This window comes from Streptomyces sp. NPDC045695, from assembly GCF_056432025.1.
On record NZ_JBWKJU010000015.1, the window covers coordinates 52,271 to 72,960 of the forward strand.

The window sequence follows — 20,690 nt, forward strand, 5'->3', positions numbered from 1 at the left end:
CCCGCCCGCCGGCACCGCCCGGTGTCAGGCGTCGATGCGCGATCGGTCCAAGGTCGCCGCGGAGCTCGTGATGAACTCCTTGCGCGGGGCCACCTCATTGCCCATGAGCAGGTCGAAGACCTGCTCGGCCGAATCCAGGTCGCCGATGTTGATCCGGCGCAGCGTACGGAAGCGGGGGTCCATGGTGGTCTCCGCCAGCTGGTCCGCGTCCATCTCGCCGAGGCCCTTGTAGCGCTGGATCGCGTCCTTGTACCGGATGTTCTTGCGCTGGTACTCCAACAGGGTCTGGCGCAGCTCGTTGTCCGAATACGTGTACACGTACTTGTCCTGGCCCTTCTTGGGCTGGACCAGCTCGATCCGGTGCAGCGGCGGCACGGCCGCGAAGACCCGGCCGGCCTCGACCATCGGCCGCATGTACCGCTGGAAGAGGGTGAGCAGCAGGCAACGGATGTGCGCGCCGTCGACGTCGGCGTCGACGAGGAGCACGATCTTGCCGTACCGGGCGGCGTCGATGTCGAAGGTCCGGCCCGAGCCGGCTCCTATGACCTGGATGATCGCCCCGCACTCGGCGTTCTTGAGCATGTCCGAGATGGAGGACTTCTGGACGTTGAGGATCTTGCCGCGGATGGGCAGGAGCGCCTGGAACTCCGAATTGCGGGCGAGCTTCGCGGTGCCCAGGGCGGAGTCCCCCTCGACGATGAAGAGCTCGCTGCGGTCCACGTCGTCGCTGCGGCAGTCGGCCAGCTTGGCGGGGAGCGAGGAGGTCTCCAGCGCGGTCTTGCGGCGCTGCGCCTCCTTGTGCTGACGGGCGGCGATCCTGGTCCGGGCGGCCGCGACGACCTTCTCCATCACGGCGCGGGCCTGCTGCTTGTCGTCGCGCTTGGTGGAGGTCAGGAAGGCCTTGAGCTCCTTGGCGACCACCGCGGCGACGATCCGGTTGGCCGCGGAGGTGCCGAGGACCTCCTTGGTCTGGCCCTCGAACTGCGGCTCCGCGAGGCGGACGGTGACGACGGCGGTCAGGCCCTCCATCGCGTCGTCCTTCACCACGTCGTCCTCGGCGACGCGCAGCAGCTTCGCAGAGCGCAGCGCCTCGTTCACGGTCTTGGTGATCGAGCGCTCGAAGCCGGAGACGTGGGTGCCGCCCTTGGGGGTGGCGATGATGTTCACGAAGGACTTGACGTTGGTCTCGTAGCCCGTGCCCCAGCGCAGGGCGATGTCCACGCCGAGCTCACGGGTGACCTCGGTGGGCGTCATGTGGCCGCGGTCGTCGAGGACCGGGACGGTCTCCTTGAAGGTGCCTGTTCCGGTCAGGCGCAGCACGTCGCAGACGGCCTTGTCCTGGGCGAGGTACTCGCAGAACTCGCTGATGCCGCCGTCGAAGCGGAAGAGCTCCTCCGTCTTGCCGGCGCCGTCGATGCCCCGCTCGTCGCGGACGACCAGGGTCAGCCCGGGGACGAGGAAGGCGGTCTGGCGGGCGCGCTGGTAGAGCGTCTCCAGATTGAGCCGGGCGTCCTTGAGGAAGATCTGGCGGTCCGCCCAGTAGCGGATGCGGGTGCCGGTGCGGCCCTTGGGGACCCGCTTGATCTTGCGCAGGCCGTTGGCGGGATCGAAGGGGCTGTCGGGGCCCTGTTCGGTGAACATGCCGGGGGTGCCGCGGCGGAAGCTGATGGCGTGGGTGGAGCTGCCCCGGTCGACCTCGACGTCGAGGCGGGCGGAGAGGGCGTTCACCACGGAGGCGCCGACGCCGTGCAGGCCGCCGGAGGCCGCGTAGGAGCCACCGCCGAACTTTCCGCCGGCGTGCAGCTTGGTCATGACGACCTCGACGCCGGACAGGCCGGTCTTGGGCTCGACGTCCACGGGGATACCGCGGCCGTTGTCCCGGACCTCGACCGACGCGTCCTCGTGGAGGATCACCTCGATGTGGTCGCAGTAGCCGCCCAGGGCCTCGTCGACGGAATTGTCGATGATCTCCCAGAGGCAGTGCATCAGGCCCCGGCTGTCGGTGGAGCCGATATACATGCCGGGGCGCTTGCGGACGGCCTCCAGCCCTTCGAGGACGAGCAGGTGCCGCGCGGTGTAGTTGGAACCGTCCCGGTCTGCTCCGGACAGCAGCGCGCTGGAAGGCACGGACGTGTCGGCGGTCACGCAGTTCGCTCCTCGCTGAATTTCTTTTCTGGCCCGCTGGGGCGCAGGGGTGGCTCGGCTGCCGCTCGAAGGGTACCGAGGCCAGGTAGAGCCCATGCAACGCCACCCTCGCGTGATCCTCAGCCTAGTCCAGATCCGCACGGATGTTCGATCCACCGGAGGAGTGAAGGAAACATCACGTTCCCTTCCGCGCATGAACCATTTAGGGTTCGGGCACGTCCTCATGAACAACCTGGCACTCACGCCGGGGAGGATGGAACTGCAACAAGCACACGGACTGACAACGCGAAACCGTAAAGCAACGCAATCGGCTCCTTCGCCGCCAACCGGCAACAGCCGGCCAGCTTCGGAAGGAAGTTTCGAGGAAAAGCCGCGAGCGGGAACGTTTTCGGCCTGGTTGGATGTTGACCCTGGTACGACAGCTCGTCGAGCTAGAGAAGAGGCGACGTGACTACTGTTCTGACACCCGCGACCCCGCTGACGGCCGCTGACCGATGCGACCGTTGCGGCGCCCAGGCATATCTGCGCGTCGTCCTGCTGAGCGGCGGTGAACTGCTCTTCTGCGCCCACCACGGACGCAAGTTCGAGCCGGAACTCAAGAAGATCGCCGCGGAAATACAGGATGAGACCGAGCGGCTCACGTCCGCTCCGGCTGCCCATGCCGAACCCGAGGACCGCTGACACAGGCCTGCACCTCGCATCCGACGAGCCAGGACCGGCCAGGCCGGTCGACGGGCGGCACCCCTGAGACCCAGGGGTGCCGCCCGTCCTCACATCCGCTCTATTCCGCGGGATGCCCCTCCACGGGCCCTGTACCGGGCCCAGAGCCCCTCCGGGCCCCCGAAGGAGCCTCCTGACCCCCACCCGACGGCGCGTCCCTCTCCGGGGCCGTCACGAAGTCGGTCAGCGGGGCGATGCGCGTGTACACGCCGGGGCTGTCGGCGCGCCCGCAGCCCCGCCCCCACGAGACCAGCCCGATGAGCCGCCCCTGGGCCACGAGCGGTCCTCCGCTGTCGCCCTGGCAGGCGTCCCTGCCGCCCGCGGTGTCCCCCGCGCACACCATGGAATCGGCTCGGTACTGTCCGTCCGAGTCCCCCGGGTAGGCCCGCGCGCAGACCTCGTCCGCCAGGAGCGTCACCGGCGCGGCGCGCAGGCCGTACGCGTAGTCACCGAAGCCGCTGGTGTCGCCCCAGCCGTACACGGCCGCCTCGGTACCCACCTCGTAGGCGGGGTGCCCCGTCTGTGCGAGGGGCAGCACGTAGTGGGCGGGCACGGGCTCGGCCAGCTCCAGCACGGCGAGGTCCCCCGCGTTGCTCTGCGGGTCGTAGGCCGGGTTCACCCGGGCCCCGCGCACCGCGATCTCCTGGCCCCCGGCCGCACGCAGCTCCGTACGGCCGGCGATCACCCGGAAGTCGGTCACGGACTCGACCGGGCCGCCCAGCACCTCGCGGCCCAGGCAGTGCGCCGCGGTCAGCACCTTGGTCGGGGCGACGATCACGCCCCCGCAGAACTGTCCGGCCCGCGTACCCCCGAACCGGTCACGGCTGGCCAGTGCCACGACCCAGGGGCTGTCGGTCACCTGTACCGGCTTCCCGCCGATCACCACACTGTCCGCGGCCGCCTGCGGCACCTGGGCGAGCGGGGCCGCGGCCGCTCCCGCCGCCACGGTCAGCGCGCCCGCCAGAGCACGGGCAAAGGGACGACGCATGAGGCCTCCTGACTCCGAGTGTGCATGACTCCACCCAGAGTGGGATGCCCGGTGGCCGAGCGCACCCGCGCGGCCACCGGCGTGCGGCCCCCGGCCGCCCTCCCGGTCAGTCCAGGTAGTCGCGCAGCACCTGGGAGCGGGAGGGGTGGCGCAGCTTCGACATCGTCTTCGACTCGATCTGGCGGATCCGCTCGCGCGTCACCCCGTAGACCTTGCCGATCTCGTCGAGGGTCTTGGGCTGGCCGTCCGTGAGGCCGAAGCGCATGGAGACCACGCCGGCCTCGCGCTCGCTCAGGGTGTCGAGCACCGAGTGGAGCTGCTCCTGCAGGAGCGTGAAGCTCACGGCGTCGGCCGGGACGACGGCCTCGGAGTCCTCGATGAGGTCGCCGAACTCGCTGTCGCCGTCCTCGCCGAGCGGCGTGTGCAGGGAGATCGGCTCGCGGCCGTACTTCTGGACCTCGATGACCTTCTCGGGGGTCATGTCCAGTTCCTTGGCCAGCTCCTCCGGGGTGGGCTCGCGGCCCAGGTCCTGGAGCATCTGGCGCTGCACGCGGGCGAGCTTGTTGATGACCTCGACCATGTGCACCGGGATGCGGATGGTGCGGGCCTGGTCGGCCATCGCGCGCGTGATCGCCTGGCGGATCCACCACGTCGCGTACGTGGAGAACTTGTAGCCCTTGGTGTAGTCGAACTTCTCGACCGCGCGGATCAGGCCCAGGTTGCCCTCTTGGATCAGGTCCAGGAAGAGCATGCCGCGGCCGGTGTAGCGCTTGGCGAGGGAGACCACGAGGCGGAGGTTGGCCTCCAGCAGGTGGTTCTTGGCCCGGCGGCCGTCCTCGGCGATGATCTCCAGCTCGCGCTTGAGCTTGGGCGCCAGCTTGTCGGAGTTCGCCAGCTTGTCCTCGCCGAACAGGCCCGCCTCGATGCGCTTGGCGAGCTCGACCTCCTGCTCCGCGTTGAGGAGGGGGACCTTGCCGATCTGCTTGAGGTAGTCCTTGACCGGGTCGGCGGTGGCGCCGGCCACCACGACCTGCTGGGCGGGGGCGTCGTCCTCGTCGTCGGAGATGACGAAGCCCTTGTTCTCGCCGCCCTCCTCCTCTTCGTCGGCCTCGGCCTTGACGGCGTCGGGACCCCCGTCGCGGGTCTCGTCGTCCCCTGCCTCGTCGGCGTCCTTCTTGGCGGCGGTCTTCTTGGCGGCCGTCTTCTTGGCGGCTGCCTTCTTGGCGGGCGCGGCCTTCTTGGCAGCGGTCTTCTTCGCCGCCGTCTTCTTGGCCGTGGGCTCGCTTCCGGGATCCTGCGCCAGGGCGTCCGGGGTCTGCGCGTCCGCCGTCTCGGCCGCCGGGGCCGCGGTGGCGGCCGAGGTGCTCGCTGCCGTCGTCTTCGCCGCCGTCTTCTTGGCGACGGGCTCGGTGGCCGTCCGCTTGGCCGGGCTCTTCGCTGCGACGCTCTTGCGGGGGGTGCGCTTGGGCGACTCCGCGGCACTGACCATCAGCGTCACACCCTCTTCCTCGAGGATCTGGTTGAGGCTGCGCAGAACATTCTTCCACTGGGTCGCAGGAATCTGGTCAGCCTCGAAGGCCCGACGCACGTCATCGCCGGCGATCTGCCCCTCGGCCTTGCCCCGCTCGATGAGCGCCATCACAGACTCGGAATCGGCGATCTCCGGCGGGAGCGTACGGGATGTGCTGGCCGACACGAACAACCTCTCGGAACGATGGAAACGGCTTCCGACCCCGGGCCTGGTGGTGCTGGACCGGAGCCGACGACCTCCGACCGGGGATGGGCCGGCGGCGCGGGCAGGGGCCGGGGAGCTGCACAGCATCCCCAAGGGCTGCTGTCTTCCCTCCGTCGGCCATCACCTCTTAGGTCATCGCGTGACCTCGCGTAGCGTTACGCCCAATCTTGGTGTCCCGAGTCACACCCCGTATGGACGAACGCCGCTTATAAGGTCATATCCGGGTGTCCGAGCCCTTCCGGGGCCTCCACACGGGTGTCGCCGGACCCGACCGGGCCCGGCGACACGTCGTACACCCCCACTCCCCCGCGCATCCGCCCGTCAGTGCTCGCGCGGGGCGGGAACCACGCGCTCGACCTCCGGATGAACGGTCAGGAGCTGACGCATCGCGTTCTCGGCGCCCAGCGCGTCACCCGCGGCGATGGCCTCGACCATCCGCGCGTGGTGCGCGACGCAGGTCTCGCTCGGGCGGTCGCAGGCCGTGATCGGACTGCCGGAGACCTGGAGCGCGGCGGAGACGATGCCGGAGAGGTGCTCCAGCATGCGGTTGCCGGCGACCTGGATGAGCAGCGCGTGGAACTCGTTGTCGGCGCGCGCGAAGGTGATCGAGTCACCCTGGCCCAGGGCGTGGCCCATGATCTCGACCATGTCGGCGAGGCGCTGCTGGATGTCCGGCCGGCCGTGGCCGGCGGCGAGGCGGGCGGCGAGGGGTTCGATGGTCCAGCGGAGCTCGCCGAGTTCGCGGCGCTGGTCGTCGCGCTGGGGGCCGAAGGCGCGCCACTCGATGATGTCGGGATCGAGCAGGTTCCAGTCGGCGACCGGGCGGACCCGGGTGCCGACGTTGGGGCGGGCGCTGACGAGGCCCTTGGCCTCCAGGACCCGCAGCGATTCGCGGACGACCGTACGGGAGACCTCGAAGCGCTGGCCGATCTCCTCAGGGACCAGTGGGCGGTCCGCTCCGAGGTCGCCGGAGACGATCATCTGGCCGAGCTGCTGGACGAGTTGGCCGTGCAGTCCGCGTCCGCGGCTGCCTGCCGCGCGGCGGCCCACGCGGCTCAGCTCGACGTCGGCGCCGTCCCAGCGGGGCGCTCCGACGCGGTCGGACCCCGGGGTCTCCGCGTAGGGGTAGCGGTCGAGTTCGCCCGGGCCGGCGAGGCCGGAGTCGGCGTGGCGGGCGGCGGTCATCATGGTGTGCGCAAGGGTACTCACGAATCCTTTGTCGGCCGTGCCTCGATGACCCTTGAGGTCTTTGGTGAAAAGCACACGAAAGGGTGATCGGTGCCACCTACGCAATTGACGACTTATCGTAAAGAACCGGGCCTATTGCGGGGAGTTGCGGTCCGCTTCATGCGACACGGACCGCAACGGTCCCGTCCGTGATCACTCACGCACCGGAATGATCACCAACGGACCCTGCTGCGCAGTCCGGTGAACCCATAGGCGCACAACAGGACCATCAGCGACAACACCAGTGCGGTGCCGACGGGTTGGGCCATCACGCGCAGCACCCCTACGAGCAGACGGTCCGCCTCCGGCGGCCACTGCCCCCAGGTCAGGCCGCGCAGCCGGGCCGCGAGACCGGTCACCGGGTACGCGGACGAGCCTTCCAGCACCCGGCGCACCAGCGGAACCACCGCCACCGGTACGGCGAGCACCGCCGCCAGTCCCGCGGTGGCGGACCGGAAGACCCCGGAGGCCAGGACTCCGGCCCAGGCGCAGCCGATGAGCAGCCCGGCCCAGCTCACGGCCGGCGCCAGCCACTGCGCCGGGGTGCGCAGGGGACCGCTGTCGAAGACCAGGGCGAGGGCGGCGGCGTCGGCCGCCACGGCCAGGGCTCCCATCAGCAGGGCGAGGGTGGCGCAGACCACGAGCTTGGCGGTGAGCAGCCCCATCCGACGGGGCACGGTGCCCCGGTCGGCGGCGAGCGCGGGGTAGCGGTACTCCTCGCCGAAGGCCAGCGCGCCGAGCAGTCCCGCGCCGAGGGCTGCGGGCGGCAGCGGCAGCAGCTGCGGCCAGGCGGCGAGCAGCCTGTTCTGCGGGGTCTGCCCCACCCGGGCCAGCACCAGGGCGGTGAGGACCGAGACGGCGACGACGAGGGCGGCGGTGAGGACGGGGGTGGCCGTGCCGAAGACCCGGAGCACCTCGTAGCGCAGCGGCCTGAGCGGCCCGCCCACCCGGCGCACGGCCGAGGCCGGCTGCCGGGAGCGGGCGCGGCCGGGGCGGCTGCCGGGTACCCCGGCGAAGGCCTCGCCGCGCTCCGGCGGGCCCCCGGAGGCGCGGGCCTGCGGGACGGGCGCGGGCGGGGCGCCCGCGGCCCCCGTCTCGTCGGCGAGCTGGTGGACCAGCACGCCGTGGCGGAACGCCGCCTCGCCGACCTCGGCGCAGTTGCTGCCGTACACCGACAGGCGGCTGCCGCTCTCCTCGACGATCTCCACCGAGCGCTGCGCGGCGCGGGCCTCGCGGCCCAGTACGTCGGCGAGCCGGGCCGCGTGCGGGGTGCGCACGGCGACCCGCGGCCGCAGCCTGGTCCGGGCGAACTCCGCGGCGTCCTGGTCGGCGACGAGCCGGCCCGCCGCGATGCTGATGACGCGGTCGGCGCTGCGGGCGGCCTCCTTGGCGTCGTCGGTGGTGAACAGCACCGCTCCGCCGAGGGCGGCGTGGCCGCGCAGCAGCCCGTGCAGCCAGCCCCGTTCGCGGGGTGAGAGTCCGGCGCCGGGCTCGTCCAGGAGCAGGGTGCACGGATCGGCGAGCAGCGCCGAGGCGAGCGCGACCCGGCGTTCCATGCCGAGCGACAGCGAGCCCAGCGGCTGGTCCCGCAGGCCGCCGATGCCGACGACGTCCATCATCGTGGCGGCCCGGGAGGCCGGCACTCCGGCGGCGGCGCAGAGCATCCGCAGCTGGTTGCGGACGGTACGCGACGGATTGCCGGGGACGTCGCCGAGGAGCACGCCGACCTCACGGCCGGGGTGCGGGATCCGGTGCAGCGGGCGGCCGCGGAAGTAGGTGACGCCTCGGCCCGGTTCGAGTTCGAGCATGAGCCGCAGCGCGGTGGTCTTGCCCGATCCCGGCTCGCCGAGCAGGGCGGTCACGGTGCCCGGGCGGGCCTCGAAGGTGAGGTCGTCCACCAGGGGCGGGGCGTCGGGACGGGGGTTGCTGGTGATTCCGATGGCCTGGAGCATCGCTTCTCTCGCGGGGGGTGAGACCGCTCTGCGGCAGGGTGAGTACCGCAAGCAAGATAACGCGATATGTCCGATTTTCGGCGCAACCGGTCCGACAGTAGGCCGACCGTGCCGTCACGTCCGGCGGCGGGGGCGGGTCCGGCGCGGGCGCGCGTGGCGCGGTGTCAGACTTCCGGACGCAGCATCGGCGGATTGAGCAGGGTCGCCCCGCCCGCGCGGAACAGCTGGGCCGGACGCCCGCCCTGACGGGTCGTCGTCCCCCCGGCCGGCACCAGGAACCCGGGGGTGCCGGTGACCTTGCGGTGGAAGTTCCGCGGGTCCAGGGCCACTCCCCAGACGGCCTCATAGACCCGGCGCAACTCGCCGACGGTGAACTCGGGCGGGCAGAAGGCCGTGGCCAGCGAGGAGTACTCGATCTTCGAGCGGGCTCGCTCGACGCCATCGGCGAGGATCTGCGCGTGGTCGAAGGCGAGTCCCGCGGCGCCCTCGTCGGCGGCGGCCAGCAGCTCGTCGACGGGGGCCCAGCGCGCGCTGTTGGCGTCTCCCCCGGCCCGCGGGGCCGGCAGGTCCGGAGCCAGCACCAGATGCGCCACGCTGACGACACGCATCCGCGGATCGCGCTTGGGATCGCCGTAGGTCGCCAGCTGTTCGAGGTGGGCCCCGGTGCCCGCGCCCGGCAGGGCGGGGTCGTGGGCGCACAGCCCGGTCTCCTCGGCGAGCTCCCTGGCGGCGGCCGCCGCCAGGTCCTCGTCCCCGCGGACGAATCCACCGGGCAGCGCCCAGCGGCCCTGGAACGGCTGCTCACCCCGTCTGATGACCAGCGCGCAGAGCGCGTGGCGCCGCACGGTGAGCGCGACCAGGTCGACGGTGACGGCAAAGGGCGGGAAGGCCGACGGGTCGTAGGGCGACATGCCGCGATCATAGTCGTCTGCCTGACGATAAACAGCGCTTTGGTGACCTTGAAGGCACTGTTCCGAGGCCTGGCGGCACCTCGCCGACCAGCCTGTCCGGCCACGGCCCCAGGGCTCGCCCCGGGGATCGCGCCAGGCTCGCGGCGCCCGGCACCGCGCCCCGACCCGACCTGATCCACAAGACTTCTCTCAGCCGCCCAGTTGGAGCGCATCCGCGGCCTCCTCCACCATGCCGAGGCCGAGCCGGCTGATCCGGACGGCGAAGGGCTCTCCCGAGACGCGCAGCCCCGAGAGCCGCAGCGCGCCGAGGGGGGCGTTGGCGAGGGGGGCCAGGGCCACCGTGCCCGAGGGTGCGTCGGGCCGGATCCCGGCGAGGGCGGTCAGTGCGTGTACCCCCGCCGCCGCTGCCACCGCGGCCGGGCGGCAGGCCGCCGGGTGCGGGATCGGGGCGCTGCCGGCGGTGCGCTGCTCGGCCGCGAACATCTCCGGCAGCCGGTACCCGAAGGCCTCCGCTGCGTCCAGCAGGCCCCGCAGCAGGCCCGCGGCCTCCTTCTCGAAGCCCGCCTGCGCCAGTCCCGCCACGGCCACCGCGCTCTCGTACGCCCGCACCGCGCCCGAGCGGTGGCCGTACGGGTTGTGTCCCGGCTCCTTGACGGCCATGCTCCGCAGCCCCCATCCGCAATCCATGGCGGGGGCTCCGAGCAGCCGGGCCAACTGCTCGGTGCGGGCCCGGTCCAGGAGCCCCGGCGCGAGCCGGCCGCCTCCGAGCAGTCCCGTGTCGAGCAGGTGGGCGGCGGCGCCCGTCAACCGCGGCAGCGGCCGTCCGTCGGGGTGCAGGGCCGCGGCGGGGCGGCCGCCGTCCGGGCCGTCGATCCAGAAGCCGGCCCGGAACCGCTCCCGCAGCGCGGCCGCCCGCTCCCGCCACTCCGCGGCGCCGGGGCGCCCGCAGGCGGCGAGGAGATCCGCGCCGAGGACGGCGGCCCGGTGGGCGTGGGCCTGGGTCTCGCAGCGCCGGGGACCCGGGACGGGGTCGGCCAGGAAACCGTCCTCACCCAAAGCAACACGCAGCCAGTCGAGGCAGCGCTCGGCGGCCGGGAGCAGGAGGGCCACCTCCTCTTCCGGCATGCCCCAGAGCCGGGCTTCGGCGAGCACCGCGGGGAAGGCCAGGGTCGCCTCGGTGCCGGTGCATCCCGGAGGGAGCTGCGGGCCTGCTCCGCGCAGCGGGCCGGGGATCTTCCCGGCGTCGGCCCCGCCCCCGTCGGTCTGGGTCCGGGCCAGGACGCGCAGGGTGGCCGCGGCGAGAGCGGTGCCGAGCGGCAGCGCCATCCTGGCCGCCCAGAGCGACTCGGCCGGGGCCAGGCCCAGCCGCCAGGGCGCCCCCGCCGCCGCGAAGGCGTCGCCCGGCTGCTCCGGATCCCGCAGGAGCAGCGCGCCCAGGTCCTCGACGCTGGTCCGGAACCACGCCTCGGCCCTCGGGTCGTCTCCCTCGGCCCGGGCGCCGGCCAGCGGGTTCGCCGCCTGCCCCGCCAAGGCACGCACCGCGCGGTCGGGTGTGGTGCGCAGCTCGATGGTGCGGGATTCGCCGGGGCCCAGTTCGAGCTGCCAGCGCAGCAGCCCGGCCGAGGCCAGCGCGTCGTCCGGCGGCGGATCGGCGGCGGTGACGGCCTGCGCCTCGCCGGTGCTCCAGCGCAGCCCGGCGGCGTGTACCCCGGCGGGGAGCTCCGGCCCGGCCCGGCCGGCGGCCACGGCGGCCAGTTCGGCCAGGTCGGTGCCGAGGAGGACCTCGACCGGGAGGCGTACCGGCCGGGACGTGAAACTGCGCAGGGTGATCCGCTCGGTGCCGTCTGCGTGCCGGACGCGTTCCACACCGATGTCCGGGTCGGGGCCGGGGTCCGCGCCGGTGCGTACCGTCGCGGTGAAGGAGGCCCGGTCCGCGCCGAGGCTGCGTCCCTGGACGGCGACCGGGTCCCGGCCGCCGACGCGCAGCACGCAGCGCGAGAGCAGCCGACGCCCGGACCGGTAGATCCCGTCGATCCCCCGCCCCGTCAACTGGCCGTGCTCCGGCGAGATGACCAGGCAGGGCGCGGCGACGCAGATGACGGCTCCGTGCACGGGCGGCAGTTCGGTCCTGCGGGCGTGGGGCACGCCGGGTGGGCGGGGAGGTGCGGGGTGAGACATGCGTCGCCTTGTCTGCGCTCCGGTCGGTTCAGCGGGGCGGCGGCGTGGCCGGGCACCCACCGCCCCCCAGCTGAACGCCTCCACCCCCGCCCGGGTCACGCCCGGGACGCCGCAGTGCCGCCGCCGCGGGGTCAGGTGCGTGAGCCGGCGGGCGTTCACTGCTCGCTCCCTGCGGTGCGGCGGGGCCCGCGGCGGGGCGCCGTCCGGGCCCGTCGGCCGGGCGGGCGGGTACCGTCCGAGGAGCGCGCGCGCCGGGGCTTGCGGCGCGCTCGCTCCTCGCGCAGGCACTGGCGCAGTCCCTCGGGGTCGATCCCTTCGTTGCACGCGTGGTGGAGCAGCTGCGCGAAGCGGTAGTCGGCGTCCGCCCGCAAGGCCAGGCCCAGGGCGATCCGGGCGGTCGGCTCGTCCCCGGTGGACCAGGAGACCCAGCCGGCGAGGGTGAGGGGAGCCGCGGCGTGCTCGCCGTAGGCCCCGACACAGCGCCGGGCGAGGGCCCGCCAGAGCCGCAGGGCGGGGGCCGCCTCCTCGTCCTCCATCCACTCGGCCGCGATGTCCCGGATCTCGCGGTCCTGGAGGCCGAGGATCAGCGAGGCCGCCTCGTCATGGCCGAGGAGGGCGTCGTCCCAGTCGTCGGCGAGCGGACCGCCTTCGACGGGCGGGGCCAGGGTCAGGCGGCGCAGCAGCGCCTGCGCCAGGGCGATGGTCTCGGCGCCGACCTCCTCGCGGGTGGCCCCGTCGAGGATCCTCGGCATCAGGGCGTTGGCAGCCCGGTCCAGGGCCCGTTCCGTCTCCTCGGCCACGGGCCCGCGCAGCGGCGCCAGCCTGTTCTCGATCTCCTTGAGGGAGCCCCGGACCTGGAGCCCGGCGAAGGTGGCCGCCGCGGCCATCACCGAGGTGCCGACCGCGGCCAGCCGGCTGCCCTCCGCCGGACAGCACCGCTCGTCGGGGCAGACGTAGGACCAGAACCGTCCCGCCGACAGGCACAGGGCCTCCAGTACCGGGACGTCCAGGGCGCCGCAGGCCAGCCGGATCCGCTGGGCGAGCGGCCGCAGGCGCGTCATCACCCGCTGGCCGCTCTCCTCCCCGCGCGGCTCCTGGCAGAGGAAGACGACGATGCCGTCGGGCTTGCCCTCGCGTCGTTCACTGCCGCGGATCAGGCAGTCGGCGACCTGCCGGGCGGTGTCCTCCCACTCCGCGGGGGTGGCGGGAATGCCCACGCGCAGACGGCCGCCGAAGCGCCCGCCCTCGCCGTGCACCGCGACCATGACGAGGGAGTCGGTCGGGTGGAAACCGAGCATGTAGGGCAGCGCGTCGGCCAGTTCGGCCGGGCTGCGCAGGGTGATCTGTGGGTCGGTGGCGGCTCCGGCCGGGCTGAGGGAAGGCCGGTCGGACGGGGGGCGTGAGGTGTGATCGTTCGTCATGACACGAAGGTCCCGCGGCCGATCCGATCCCGAAAGCCCTGTGGATAACCATTGACGCTTCAACATCCACAGGCCGAGGGCGGCAGCGGCGCGTCGTCAGTGGGACAGGGTTATATGGCTCCCGGGAAGACCAGGCATGGTCCAGGGGGTGACGCGGTGTCGGCGCCGCGCCCGTGCCGACGTACTAGCCGGCCTGGGCGAGGACCAGGGGCAGCACCCGGTCGGCTCCGGCCCCGCGAAGGAGGCGTGCGCCCACGGCCAGGGTCCATCCCGAGTCGGTGTAGTCGTCGACGAGCAGGACGGGACCGGGGGTGGCTGCCAGGGCTGCGGCGAGTTCCTCGGGCACCGTGAACGAAGCGGCAAGGGCCCGCAGCCGCTGCGCGGAGTTGCTGCGGTGCGGCGCGTGGTCGCCGGCCTGCTCGGTGTAGGCCAGGCTGCCCAGCAGCGGCAGCCTGCCGATCCGGGCCAGGCCCCCGGCCAGGGAGGCCACCAGCTGCGGGCGGGTGCGCGAGGGCATGGCGACGACCCCCACCGGGCGCGCCATCGCGTCGGGGCCGCCCCCGGCCCAGCCGCCCGGCGAGCGCGCCCAGTCGGCCACGACCGTCACGACCGCGGCCAGAACATCCTCCGGAACCGGGCCGTCCGCGGCCTGCTCCGACAGCAGCGGGCGCAGCCGGTTGCCCCAGCCGATGTCCGACAGCCTTCCCAGCGCGCGCCCGGCGGCCGCCTGCTGCCCTTCGGGGATGCGGCCCTTGAGGTCGATCCCCACCGCGGACATCCCCGTCGGCCACATCCGGCGCGGCTCGACTTCGACGCCCGGCCGGTCCAGCTCGCCCGCCGCGCCCGCGAGGGCGCCGGGCGAGACGGCGGGATCCAGCCAGGGCCCGGCGCAGGAGTCGCAGCGGCCGCACGGGGCCGCCTTCTCGTCGTCGAGCTGCCGCTGCAGGAACTCCATCCGGCACCCCGTGGTCGCCACGTAGTCCCGCATCGCCTGCTGCTCCGCCGCCCGCTGCCGGGCCACCCACGCGTACCGCTCGGCGTCGTACGCCCACGGCTCGCCGGTGGCGGTCCAGCCGCCCTTGACGCGTTTGACCGCCCCGTCCACGTCCAGGACCTTCAGCATCGTCTCCAGCCGCGAGCGCCGCAGGTCCACCAACGGCTCCAGCGCGGGCAGCGACAGCGGACGCCCCGCCTGTTCCAGAACCGCCAGCGTGCGCCGCACCTGCTCCTCGGGCGGGAAGCCCACCGAAGCGAAGTACGCCCAGATCGCCTCGTCCTCCCGCCCCGGCAGCAGCAGCACGTCGGCGTGGTCCACGCCGCGCCCCGCACGCCCCACCTGCTGGTAGTAGGCGATCGGGGACGAGGGCGACCCCAGGTGCACCACGAAGCCGAGGTCCGGCTTGTCGAAGCCCATGCCCAGCGCGGAGGTCGCCACCAGCGCCTTCACCCGGTTCGCCAGCAGGTCCTCCTCCGCCCGCAACCGGTCGGCGTTCTCCGTCTTCCCGGTGTACGACGACACCGGATAGCCGCGCTGGCGCAGGAACGCCGCGACCTCCTCGGCCGCCGCCACCGTCAGCGTGTAGATGATCCCCGAGCCGGGCAGGTCCCCGAGCCGTTCACCCAGCCATGCCAGCCGGTGCGCGGCGTCCGGCAGGACGAGCACGCCCAACCGCAGGCTCTCCCGGTCCAGTGGGCCGCGCAGCACCAGCGCACCCCCGCCCCCGGTCCCCAGCTGCTCGGCCACGTCCGCCGTGACCCGCGCGTTGGCCGTCGCGGTCGTGGCCAGGACCGGCACTCCGGGGGCGAGATCGGCGAGCATCGAGCGCAGCCGGCGGTAGTCCGGGCGGAAGTCGTGGCCCCAGTCGGAGATGCAGTGCGCCTCGTCGACCACCAGCAGACCGGTCGTGGCCGCGAGCTTGGGCAGCACCTGCTCGCGGAAGTCCACCGAGTTGAGGCGCTCGGGGCTCACGAGGAGGACATCGGTCTCGCCGCGCTCGACCTCCCCGTAGATGGTGTCCCACTCCTCCGGGTTGGCGGAGTTGATCGTGCGCGCCTGGATACCGGCGCGCGCCGCCGCGTCGACCTGGTTGCGCATCAGCGCCAGCAGCGGGGAGACGATCACCGTGGGGCCCGCGCCACGCCGGCGCAGCAGCGCGGTCGCGACGAAGTACACCGCCGACTTGCCCCAGCCGGTGCGCTGCACCACCAGCGCGCGCCGGCGGTCCTCCACCAGGGCGGCCACCGCCTGCCACTGGTCCTCCCGCAACCGCGCCGAGCCCCGCGGGGCACCGACGAGCTCAGCGAGGATGGCATCGGCTTCGGCGCGGAGCTCCAGGTTGTCCATGCCCCCATGCAACCCGATGGCAAGGACAATCGGCCAATTCACCCTGTGTGACGACCGCTGCCGTACGGTGCCCCGGCCGCGCGGCGGGCACGGCGGACGGCGGGGACGGGAGGGGACGGGACGGGGGAGAAGACGGGGACGGCGGGGGGCTGTGGGGACGGCGGGGGACGGCTTCCACCCGGGACCGGCCGCATGTGCGTCATCACCGGCGTGGCGGGGCAAGGATATGAACGGCATACCGGCGAATTCCGGTCGGCGCCATCAATTGCTCGTTGCCGCACGCTCGCCCGCCACGCGAGAATTGGAGTGCTCCCGCTCGGCTCCTCGGCACTCTCCTGGGCCGCGCTGCGGCGCGCCCAACTCCAGCCGTGCCCGTCGACGGGCGTGTACCCGAAGGGAGGACCGTGACCTTCGGATATGCGCCGCCCTCGACCACGTCCCTGGCAACGACCACCGGCGGCGCCAGCCGGCACGGCCGGCTGCTGGAACCGGCCGAATGGACGGCTGCGGGCATTCCGCTGCTCCGCAATCCCCGCGAGGTCGTCAGCGGCCTGCATTCCCGGCACAGCCCGGTGCCCTCGACCGCGGTGATCGCCGTGCTCGGCCCGGAGGAACAGCTCGTGGCGAGCGCCTCCTTCGTGCAGCGGCCGGTCTCGGCCGACGGCTGGGACTACCGCAACGCCCTGCTGTCCCGGCTGCGCCGGGTCCTCCCGCACGACCTGCGGCGCCGCACCCCGGTACGGACGGCGGTGCTGCTCTACTGCCGCGAGGGCGACGAGCGGTGGACCGAGGAGGACGGGGCGTGGATGTGGGGGCTGCGGGACGCCTGCACCCTGCACGGGCTGCGCTGCGGCGCGTACATCACGCTGACCCGCGGCGGCTGGCAGGTACTGGGCGAGGGCCGCGGCGGCCGGCGGCCGGGCTCGGACTCCCGTCCGCAGCGCCTCGGCGACACCGTGGCGGAGTTCTCCCCGCTCGCCCTGCACACCGGCGGCGGCTCGGTCGAGGCCCTGCGCCGGACCGCGGCGCGCTGACCCTCGTACTGCCGCCGCGCTGACCCTCGTACCGCCGCCCGGCCGGCAGGTGCCTACGGGGGCGGACGGGCGGGGACGTGCGTCCGGCAGATCAGCTCCAGGGCTTCAGCGGGGCCGGCTCAAGGCCCGCCCCGCCCCTCCCGCGTACTGGCGTACAGGGCGTCAGACGCCCGCACCCAGCACGGAGTTGATCTGCTGCGGGTCGCCGCACACGATCAGCAGCGCACCCGCCCGGGTGAGCGCGACCGGCAGGCTGCCCGCGACCGTGTCGGCCGCTCCGCCATTGGCCGCGAAGACCACGACGGGACGGCCGGCGGCACGCTGGACCTGCGCCGCGTCCGCGTAGAAGACGTCGTCCCCGGCGTCGTGCAGGCCCCAGTAGGCGGCCTCGCCGAAGGACAGCTCGTGCGCGGCCCACGGGTGCGGGTCGCCGGTGGTGAGCACCAGGATGTCGCCGGGCGCGCGCCCGGTGTCGAGCAGCAGGTCGACGGCCTCTTCGGCCGCGTCCAGCGCACCCTCGGCGGAGGCCGGGATCAGCTGGATCTGCGGCACCGCCGCGGAGACGGACGGCGTGGTGGGGGCAGCCGGGGCTGCGGGAACGGATCCGGCGGCGGCCTGCTGCGCACGCGGTGCGGGCGGTGCGGGCCGGGCCGGGCCGGGGCGTCCGGGCCGCGGGACGGCGGCGGGACGCGGACCAGGTACGGGGCGGGGGGTCTGCGCGGTGCGGCTCGCGGCCGGCGTGACGCGGGGACCCTGGGCACTCTCGTGAATCTGAGGCTCCTCGATGGCGGGTGTGAGAGGCGTGACGTGATATCTATCAAACAACGGTACGAAACGTACCGGCGGTGGCACAGGGGTGCGATCAGAAATCGAAGCCGAGTTGGCCTCCGTTTTCCAGCTCCGTCAACTCCTCGCTGCGGCGCACCTTCTTGAGGTGGCGCCAGCGGGGCAGCGCGTCGAGGTACGCCCACGAGAGCCGGTGGTAGGGGGTGGGCCCCAGTTCCTCCAGCGCCGCCCGGTGCACGGGCGAGGGATACCCGGCGTTGGCGGCGAAGGCGAAGTCGGCGAGCCCGGCGCCCTGTTCGGCGAGTTCGGCCATCATGCGGTCGCGCCGGACCTTGGCGATGACCGAGGCCGCCGCGACCGCGATGCAGGACTGGTCGCCCTTGATCACCGTGCGGACCTTCCAGGGCGGGCCGAGGTAGTCGTGCTTGCCGTCGAGGATCACCGCGTCGGGCCGCACCGGAAGGGCGTGCAGCGCACGCTCCGCGGCGAGCCGCAGGGCGGCCGTCATCCCGAGTTCGTCGATCTCCTCGGGCGAGGCGTGCCCGAGGGCGTACGCGGTGACCCAGCCCTCCAGGACGTCGAGGAGGGCGTCACGGCGCTTGGGGGTGAGCAGTTTGGAGTCGGTGAGTCCCTCGGGCGGCCGACGCAGGCCGGTGATCGCCGCGCACACGGTGACGGGACCGGCCCAGGCCCCTCGTCCGACTTCGTCGACCCCGGCGATGACCTTGGCGCCGGTGGTTGCACGGAGGGAGCGTTCGACGGTGTGGGTGGGTGCTTCGTACGGCATGGCGCGAGCAAGGTTACGCCGCCCCGGGCCGACTGCACACCCCGGCCCGGGCCGCGCCCGCGTCCGCCCCCGGGGCGCGGCGCGCTCCGAGCGCCCCGCGGCAGGACCGGCGCGGCTCACACCCTGAGCAGCGGCACCATCACCCCGTCGATCAGCTCAGCGATCTCGGCATCCGCCCATTCGCTACCGCACACCTTCGCGCGGTACATCAGCATCGCCGGAATGACGTCCACGACGAACGGACCCGTCGCGTCCGGCCGGACGTCACCCCGCTCGATTCCCCGGCGGATCAGCTCTCTGATCAACACCTGGGCCGGCTCGTGCACCCCGGACAGGATGACCCCGTGGAACCGCTCCGCATGCACGGGGTCGCATTCGTGAAGCACCGACCGCAAGGCCTGCCCGGCACGCGAGTGCATGACGTCCCGCATCCGCACGCACAGCAGCCGGAGGTCCTCGCGGATCGAACCCCGGTCGGGAATCTCACCGATCCGCGGCAGCCCGGTCCGCAGCGCCTCGTCCACCAGGTCCGCCTTCGACGCCCACCGGCGGTAGAGCGAGGCCTTGCCGGTCTGCGCGCCGGCCGCCACGCCCTCCATCGTCAGCGCGTTCCAGCCGACGGTGCTCAACTGTTCCAACGCGGCGTCCAGGATCGCCCGTTCGAGTTCGGGACCCCGCCTGCGCACCGACGCCCCCGCCGACCAGCGCGAATCCACCATCTCCCCACCTCCCGACCGGTCCCTGCGACCACAACGCACGATGTCGGCGTTAGAGAACGCTTGCGTTCCCTAACGCCGGACTCCTACGGTAGCCCCGTAGTGAACGAACACGTTCACTATTTCACTTTGGGGGGATCCTCAGTGACGACTTCTCAACTCTCCACACCCCGGATACCGGGCGCGGCACGCCGGGAGGGGCGCCCCGGAGTGGCGCTCGCCGTCATCGCCGCATGCCAGCTCATGGTCGTCCTCGACGCGACGATCGTGAACATCGCCCTTCCGCACATCCAGAGCGCCCTCAGCTTCAGCACCACCGACCTCTCCTGGGTGCTCAGCGCCTACACCCTCACCTTCGGCGGGCTGCTGCTGCTCGGCGCGCGCGCCGGTGACATCCTCGGCCGACGCCGGGTGTTCCTGACCGGCATCCTGCTCTTCACCCTCGCCTCCCTCCTCGGCGGCTTCGCCCAGGAGCCCTGGCAGCTGCTCGCCGCCCGCGCCCTGCAAGGGGTCGGCGGCGCCATCGCCTCCCCGACCTCGCTCGCCCTGATCACCACGACCTTCGCCGAAGGACCCGAGCGCAACCGGGCCTTCGGGGTCTTCGCCGCCGTCTCCGCGGGCGGCGGCGCGATCGGCCTGCTGGCCGGCGGGATGCTGACCGAGTGGCTGGACTGGCGCTGGGTCCTCTTCGTCAACGTGCCGATCGGCGTGCTGATCGCGGTCCTGACCCCGCTCTACATCAGCGAGTCCGAGCGCCACCCCGGCCGCTTCGACATCGCCGGAGCCGTCGCGTCCACCGGCGGCATGGCCTCGCTCGTCTACGGGTTCATCAGTGCGTCGGAGGAGGGCTGGCGCGACTCGCTCACGCTCGGCTCCTTCGCGGCGGCGCTGGTCCTGCTCGGGCTCTTCGTCTTCATCGAGTCACGGGCCCCCGAGCCGATCGTCCCGCTGCGCATGTTCGCCGAACGCAACCGCACCGGCACCTACGTGATCATGCTCGGCCTCGCCGCCGCGATGTTCGGCATGTTCTTCTTCATCGTGCAGTTCGTGGAGAACGTCCTGGGCTTCTCGCCCATCCAGGCCGGGCTGGGCTTCCTGCCCGTGACGGTCGCCATCGTCACCGCCGCCGGCCTCTCGCAGCGCTTCCTGCCGCGCTTCGGCCCCAAGCCCTTCATGGTCCTCGGATCCTCGCTCACGGGAACCGGGCTCATCTGGCTGACCTTCCTCCAGACCGACAGCTCCTACCTCTCCGGGGTGCTCGGTCCGATGCTGCTCTTCGGCTTCGGCATGGGCCTCAACTTCGTGACCCTCACCCTTACCGCCGTCTCCGGAGTGGCGCCGCACGAGGCCGGCGCGGCGTCCGGGCTGCTCAACGCCAGCCAGCAGGTCGGCGGCTCGCTCGGCCTGTCCATCCTGGTCACCGTCTTCGGCACCGCCAGCCGCACCGAGGCCGAAAAGCAGGTCCCGGCCTTCATGGCGCAGGCGGATCCGGGCCAGCTGGCCGCCTTCCAGCAGACCCGGCAGCTGCCCGACCCCTGGGGGGACCTGGTGCTCGCGCAGGGAATCTCCACCGCGTTCCTCGCCGCCGTCGCGATGGCCGGACTCGCCCTGGCCACCGCCGTGCTGGTGATCCGGGTGCGCAAGAGCGACCTGGAGTCCCTGGCCGGAGCCGCCGCGAAGGCCGGTCCGGCCGCCTGAGGGCGACCCGCCGCAGCGCGCGTACGAGCGAGGGCCCGGGCCGTGGGG

The 20,690-nt window shown here is 73.0% G+C and carries 15 protein-coding genes; 3 read left to right on the forward strand and 12 right to left on the reverse strand.

The features are described from left to right. Positions 1-24: 24 nt before the first annotated feature. Complete coding sequence (locus AC07DU_RS23975; RefSeq protein WP_479113482.1) at positions 25-2,145, reverse strand: DNA gyrase/topoisomerase IV subunit B; 2,121 nt, start codon at positions 2,143-2,145, stop codon at positions 25-27. Between the two features lie 447 nt (positions 2,146-2,592). Here AC07DU_RS23975 and AC07DU_RS23980 point away from each other — a divergent pair, with 447 nt between their 5' ends. Beyond that, entirely contained in the window at positions 2,593-2,826 is a 234-nt protein-coding gene (locus tag AC07DU_RS23980; RefSeq protein ID WP_030028922.1) for a DUF7455 domain-containing protein, read from the forward strand. Between the two features lie 100 nt (positions 2,827-2,926). Here the strand turns inward: AC07DU_RS23980 and AC07DU_RS23985 are convergent, their stop codons facing one another. The 8 genes from AC07DU_RS23985 to AC07DU_RS24020 all read right to left on the reverse strand — a co-directional run bounded on the left by AC07DU_RS23985 (position 2,927) and on the right by AC07DU_RS24020 (position 15,621). Continuing rightward, positions 2,927-3,853 (reverse strand): serine protease, encoded by a 927-nt coding sequence (locus tag AC07DU_RS23985; RefSeq protein ID WP_479113484.1) that lies wholly within the window; start codon positions 3,851-3,853, stop codon positions 2,927-2,929. Positions 3,854-3,959: 106 nt separating this feature from the next. Beyond that, positions 3,960-5,549 carry an RNA polymerase sigma factor gene (locus AC07DU_RS23990; protein ID WP_479113486.1) on the reverse strand — a complete coding sequence of 530 codons (1,590 nt, stop codon included), beginning with the start codon at positions 5,547-5,549 and terminating at the stop codon, positions 3,960-3,962. 360 nt (positions 5,550-5,909) lie between these two features. Beyond that, positions 5,910-6,797, reverse strand: coding sequence for a FadR/GntR family transcriptional regulator (locus tag AC07DU_RS23995; protein WP_360892465.1), 888 nt, complete (start codon positions 6,795-6,797; stop codon positions 5,910-5,912). Positions 6,798-6,988: 191 nt separating this feature from the next. Continuing rightward, positions 6,989-8,767 (reverse strand): ATP-binding cassette domain-containing protein, encoded by a 1,779-nt coding sequence (locus AC07DU_RS24000; protein ID WP_479113488.1) that lies wholly within the window; start codon positions 8,765-8,767, stop codon positions 6,989-6,991. A gap of 164 nt (positions 8,768-8,931) precedes the next feature. Then, a complete protein-coding gene (locus tag AC07DU_RS24005; protein ID WP_360892471.1) occupies positions 8,932-9,678 on the reverse strand; it encodes an NUDIX hydrolase in 747 nt (248 codons plus the stop codon). 189 nt (positions 9,679-9,867) lie between these two features. Beyond that, entirely contained in the window at positions 9,868-11,856 is a 1,989-nt protein-coding gene (locus AC07DU_RS24010; protein WP_479113490.1) for an amylo-alpha-1,6-glucosidase, read from the reverse strand. A gap of 155 nt (positions 11,857-12,011) precedes the next feature. Further along, positions 12,012-13,277 carry a DUF4192 domain-containing protein gene (locus AC07DU_RS24015; RefSeq protein ID WP_479113492.1) on the reverse strand — a complete coding sequence of 422 codons (1,266 nt, stop codon included), beginning with the start codon at positions 13,275-13,277 and terminating at the stop codon, positions 12,012-12,014. 184 nt (positions 13,278-13,461) lie between these two features. Next, entirely contained in the window at positions 13,462-15,621 is a 2,160-nt protein-coding gene (locus tag AC07DU_RS24020) for a RecQ family ATP-dependent DNA helicase (RefSeq protein ID WP_360892480.1), read from the reverse strand. Between the two features lie 404 nt (positions 15,622-16,025). Here AC07DU_RS24020 and AC07DU_RS24025 point away from each other — a divergent pair, with 404 nt between their 5' ends. After that, on the forward strand, positions 16,026-16,655 hold the full coding sequence (locus AC07DU_RS24025; RefSeq protein WP_360892482.1) for a hypothetical protein: 630 nt from the start codon (positions 16,026-16,028) through the stop codon (positions 16,653-16,655). 162 nt (positions 16,656-16,817) lie between these two features. On the opposite strand, the gene AC07DU_RS24030 is transcribed toward AC07DU_RS24025, so the two are convergent. The 3 genes from AC07DU_RS24030 to AC07DU_RS24040 all read right to left on the reverse strand — a co-directional run bounded on the left by AC07DU_RS24030 (position 16,818) and on the right by AC07DU_RS24040 (position 18,947). Next, positions 16,818-17,480, reverse strand: a complete 663-nt coding sequence (locus tag AC07DU_RS24030) for a hypothetical protein (protein ID WP_360892485.1) — start codon at positions 17,478-17,480, stop codon at positions 16,818-16,820. A 37-nt stretch (positions 17,481-17,517) separates the two neighbouring features. Next, positions 17,518-18,228: a ribonuclease HII gene (locus AC07DU_RS24035; protein ID WP_453371880.1), complete on the reverse strand. Its 711-nt coding sequence runs from the start codon at positions 18,226-18,228 to the stop codon at positions 17,518-17,520. Between the two features lie 116 nt (positions 18,229-18,344). Further along, positions 18,345-18,947: a TetR/AcrR family transcriptional regulator gene (locus AC07DU_RS24040; RefSeq protein ID WP_479032409.1), complete on the reverse strand. Its 603-nt coding sequence runs from the start codon at positions 18,945-18,947 to the stop codon at positions 18,345-18,347. Between the two features lie 141 nt (positions 18,948-19,088). Here AC07DU_RS24040 and AC07DU_RS24045 point away from each other — a divergent pair, with 141 nt between their 5' ends. Then, positions 19,089-20,642: an MFS transporter gene (locus AC07DU_RS24045; RefSeq protein WP_479113495.1), complete on the forward strand. Its 1,554-nt coding sequence runs from the start codon at positions 19,089-19,091 to the stop codon at positions 20,640-20,642. The last annotated feature ends 48 nt before the right edge of the window (positions 20,643-20,690 follow it).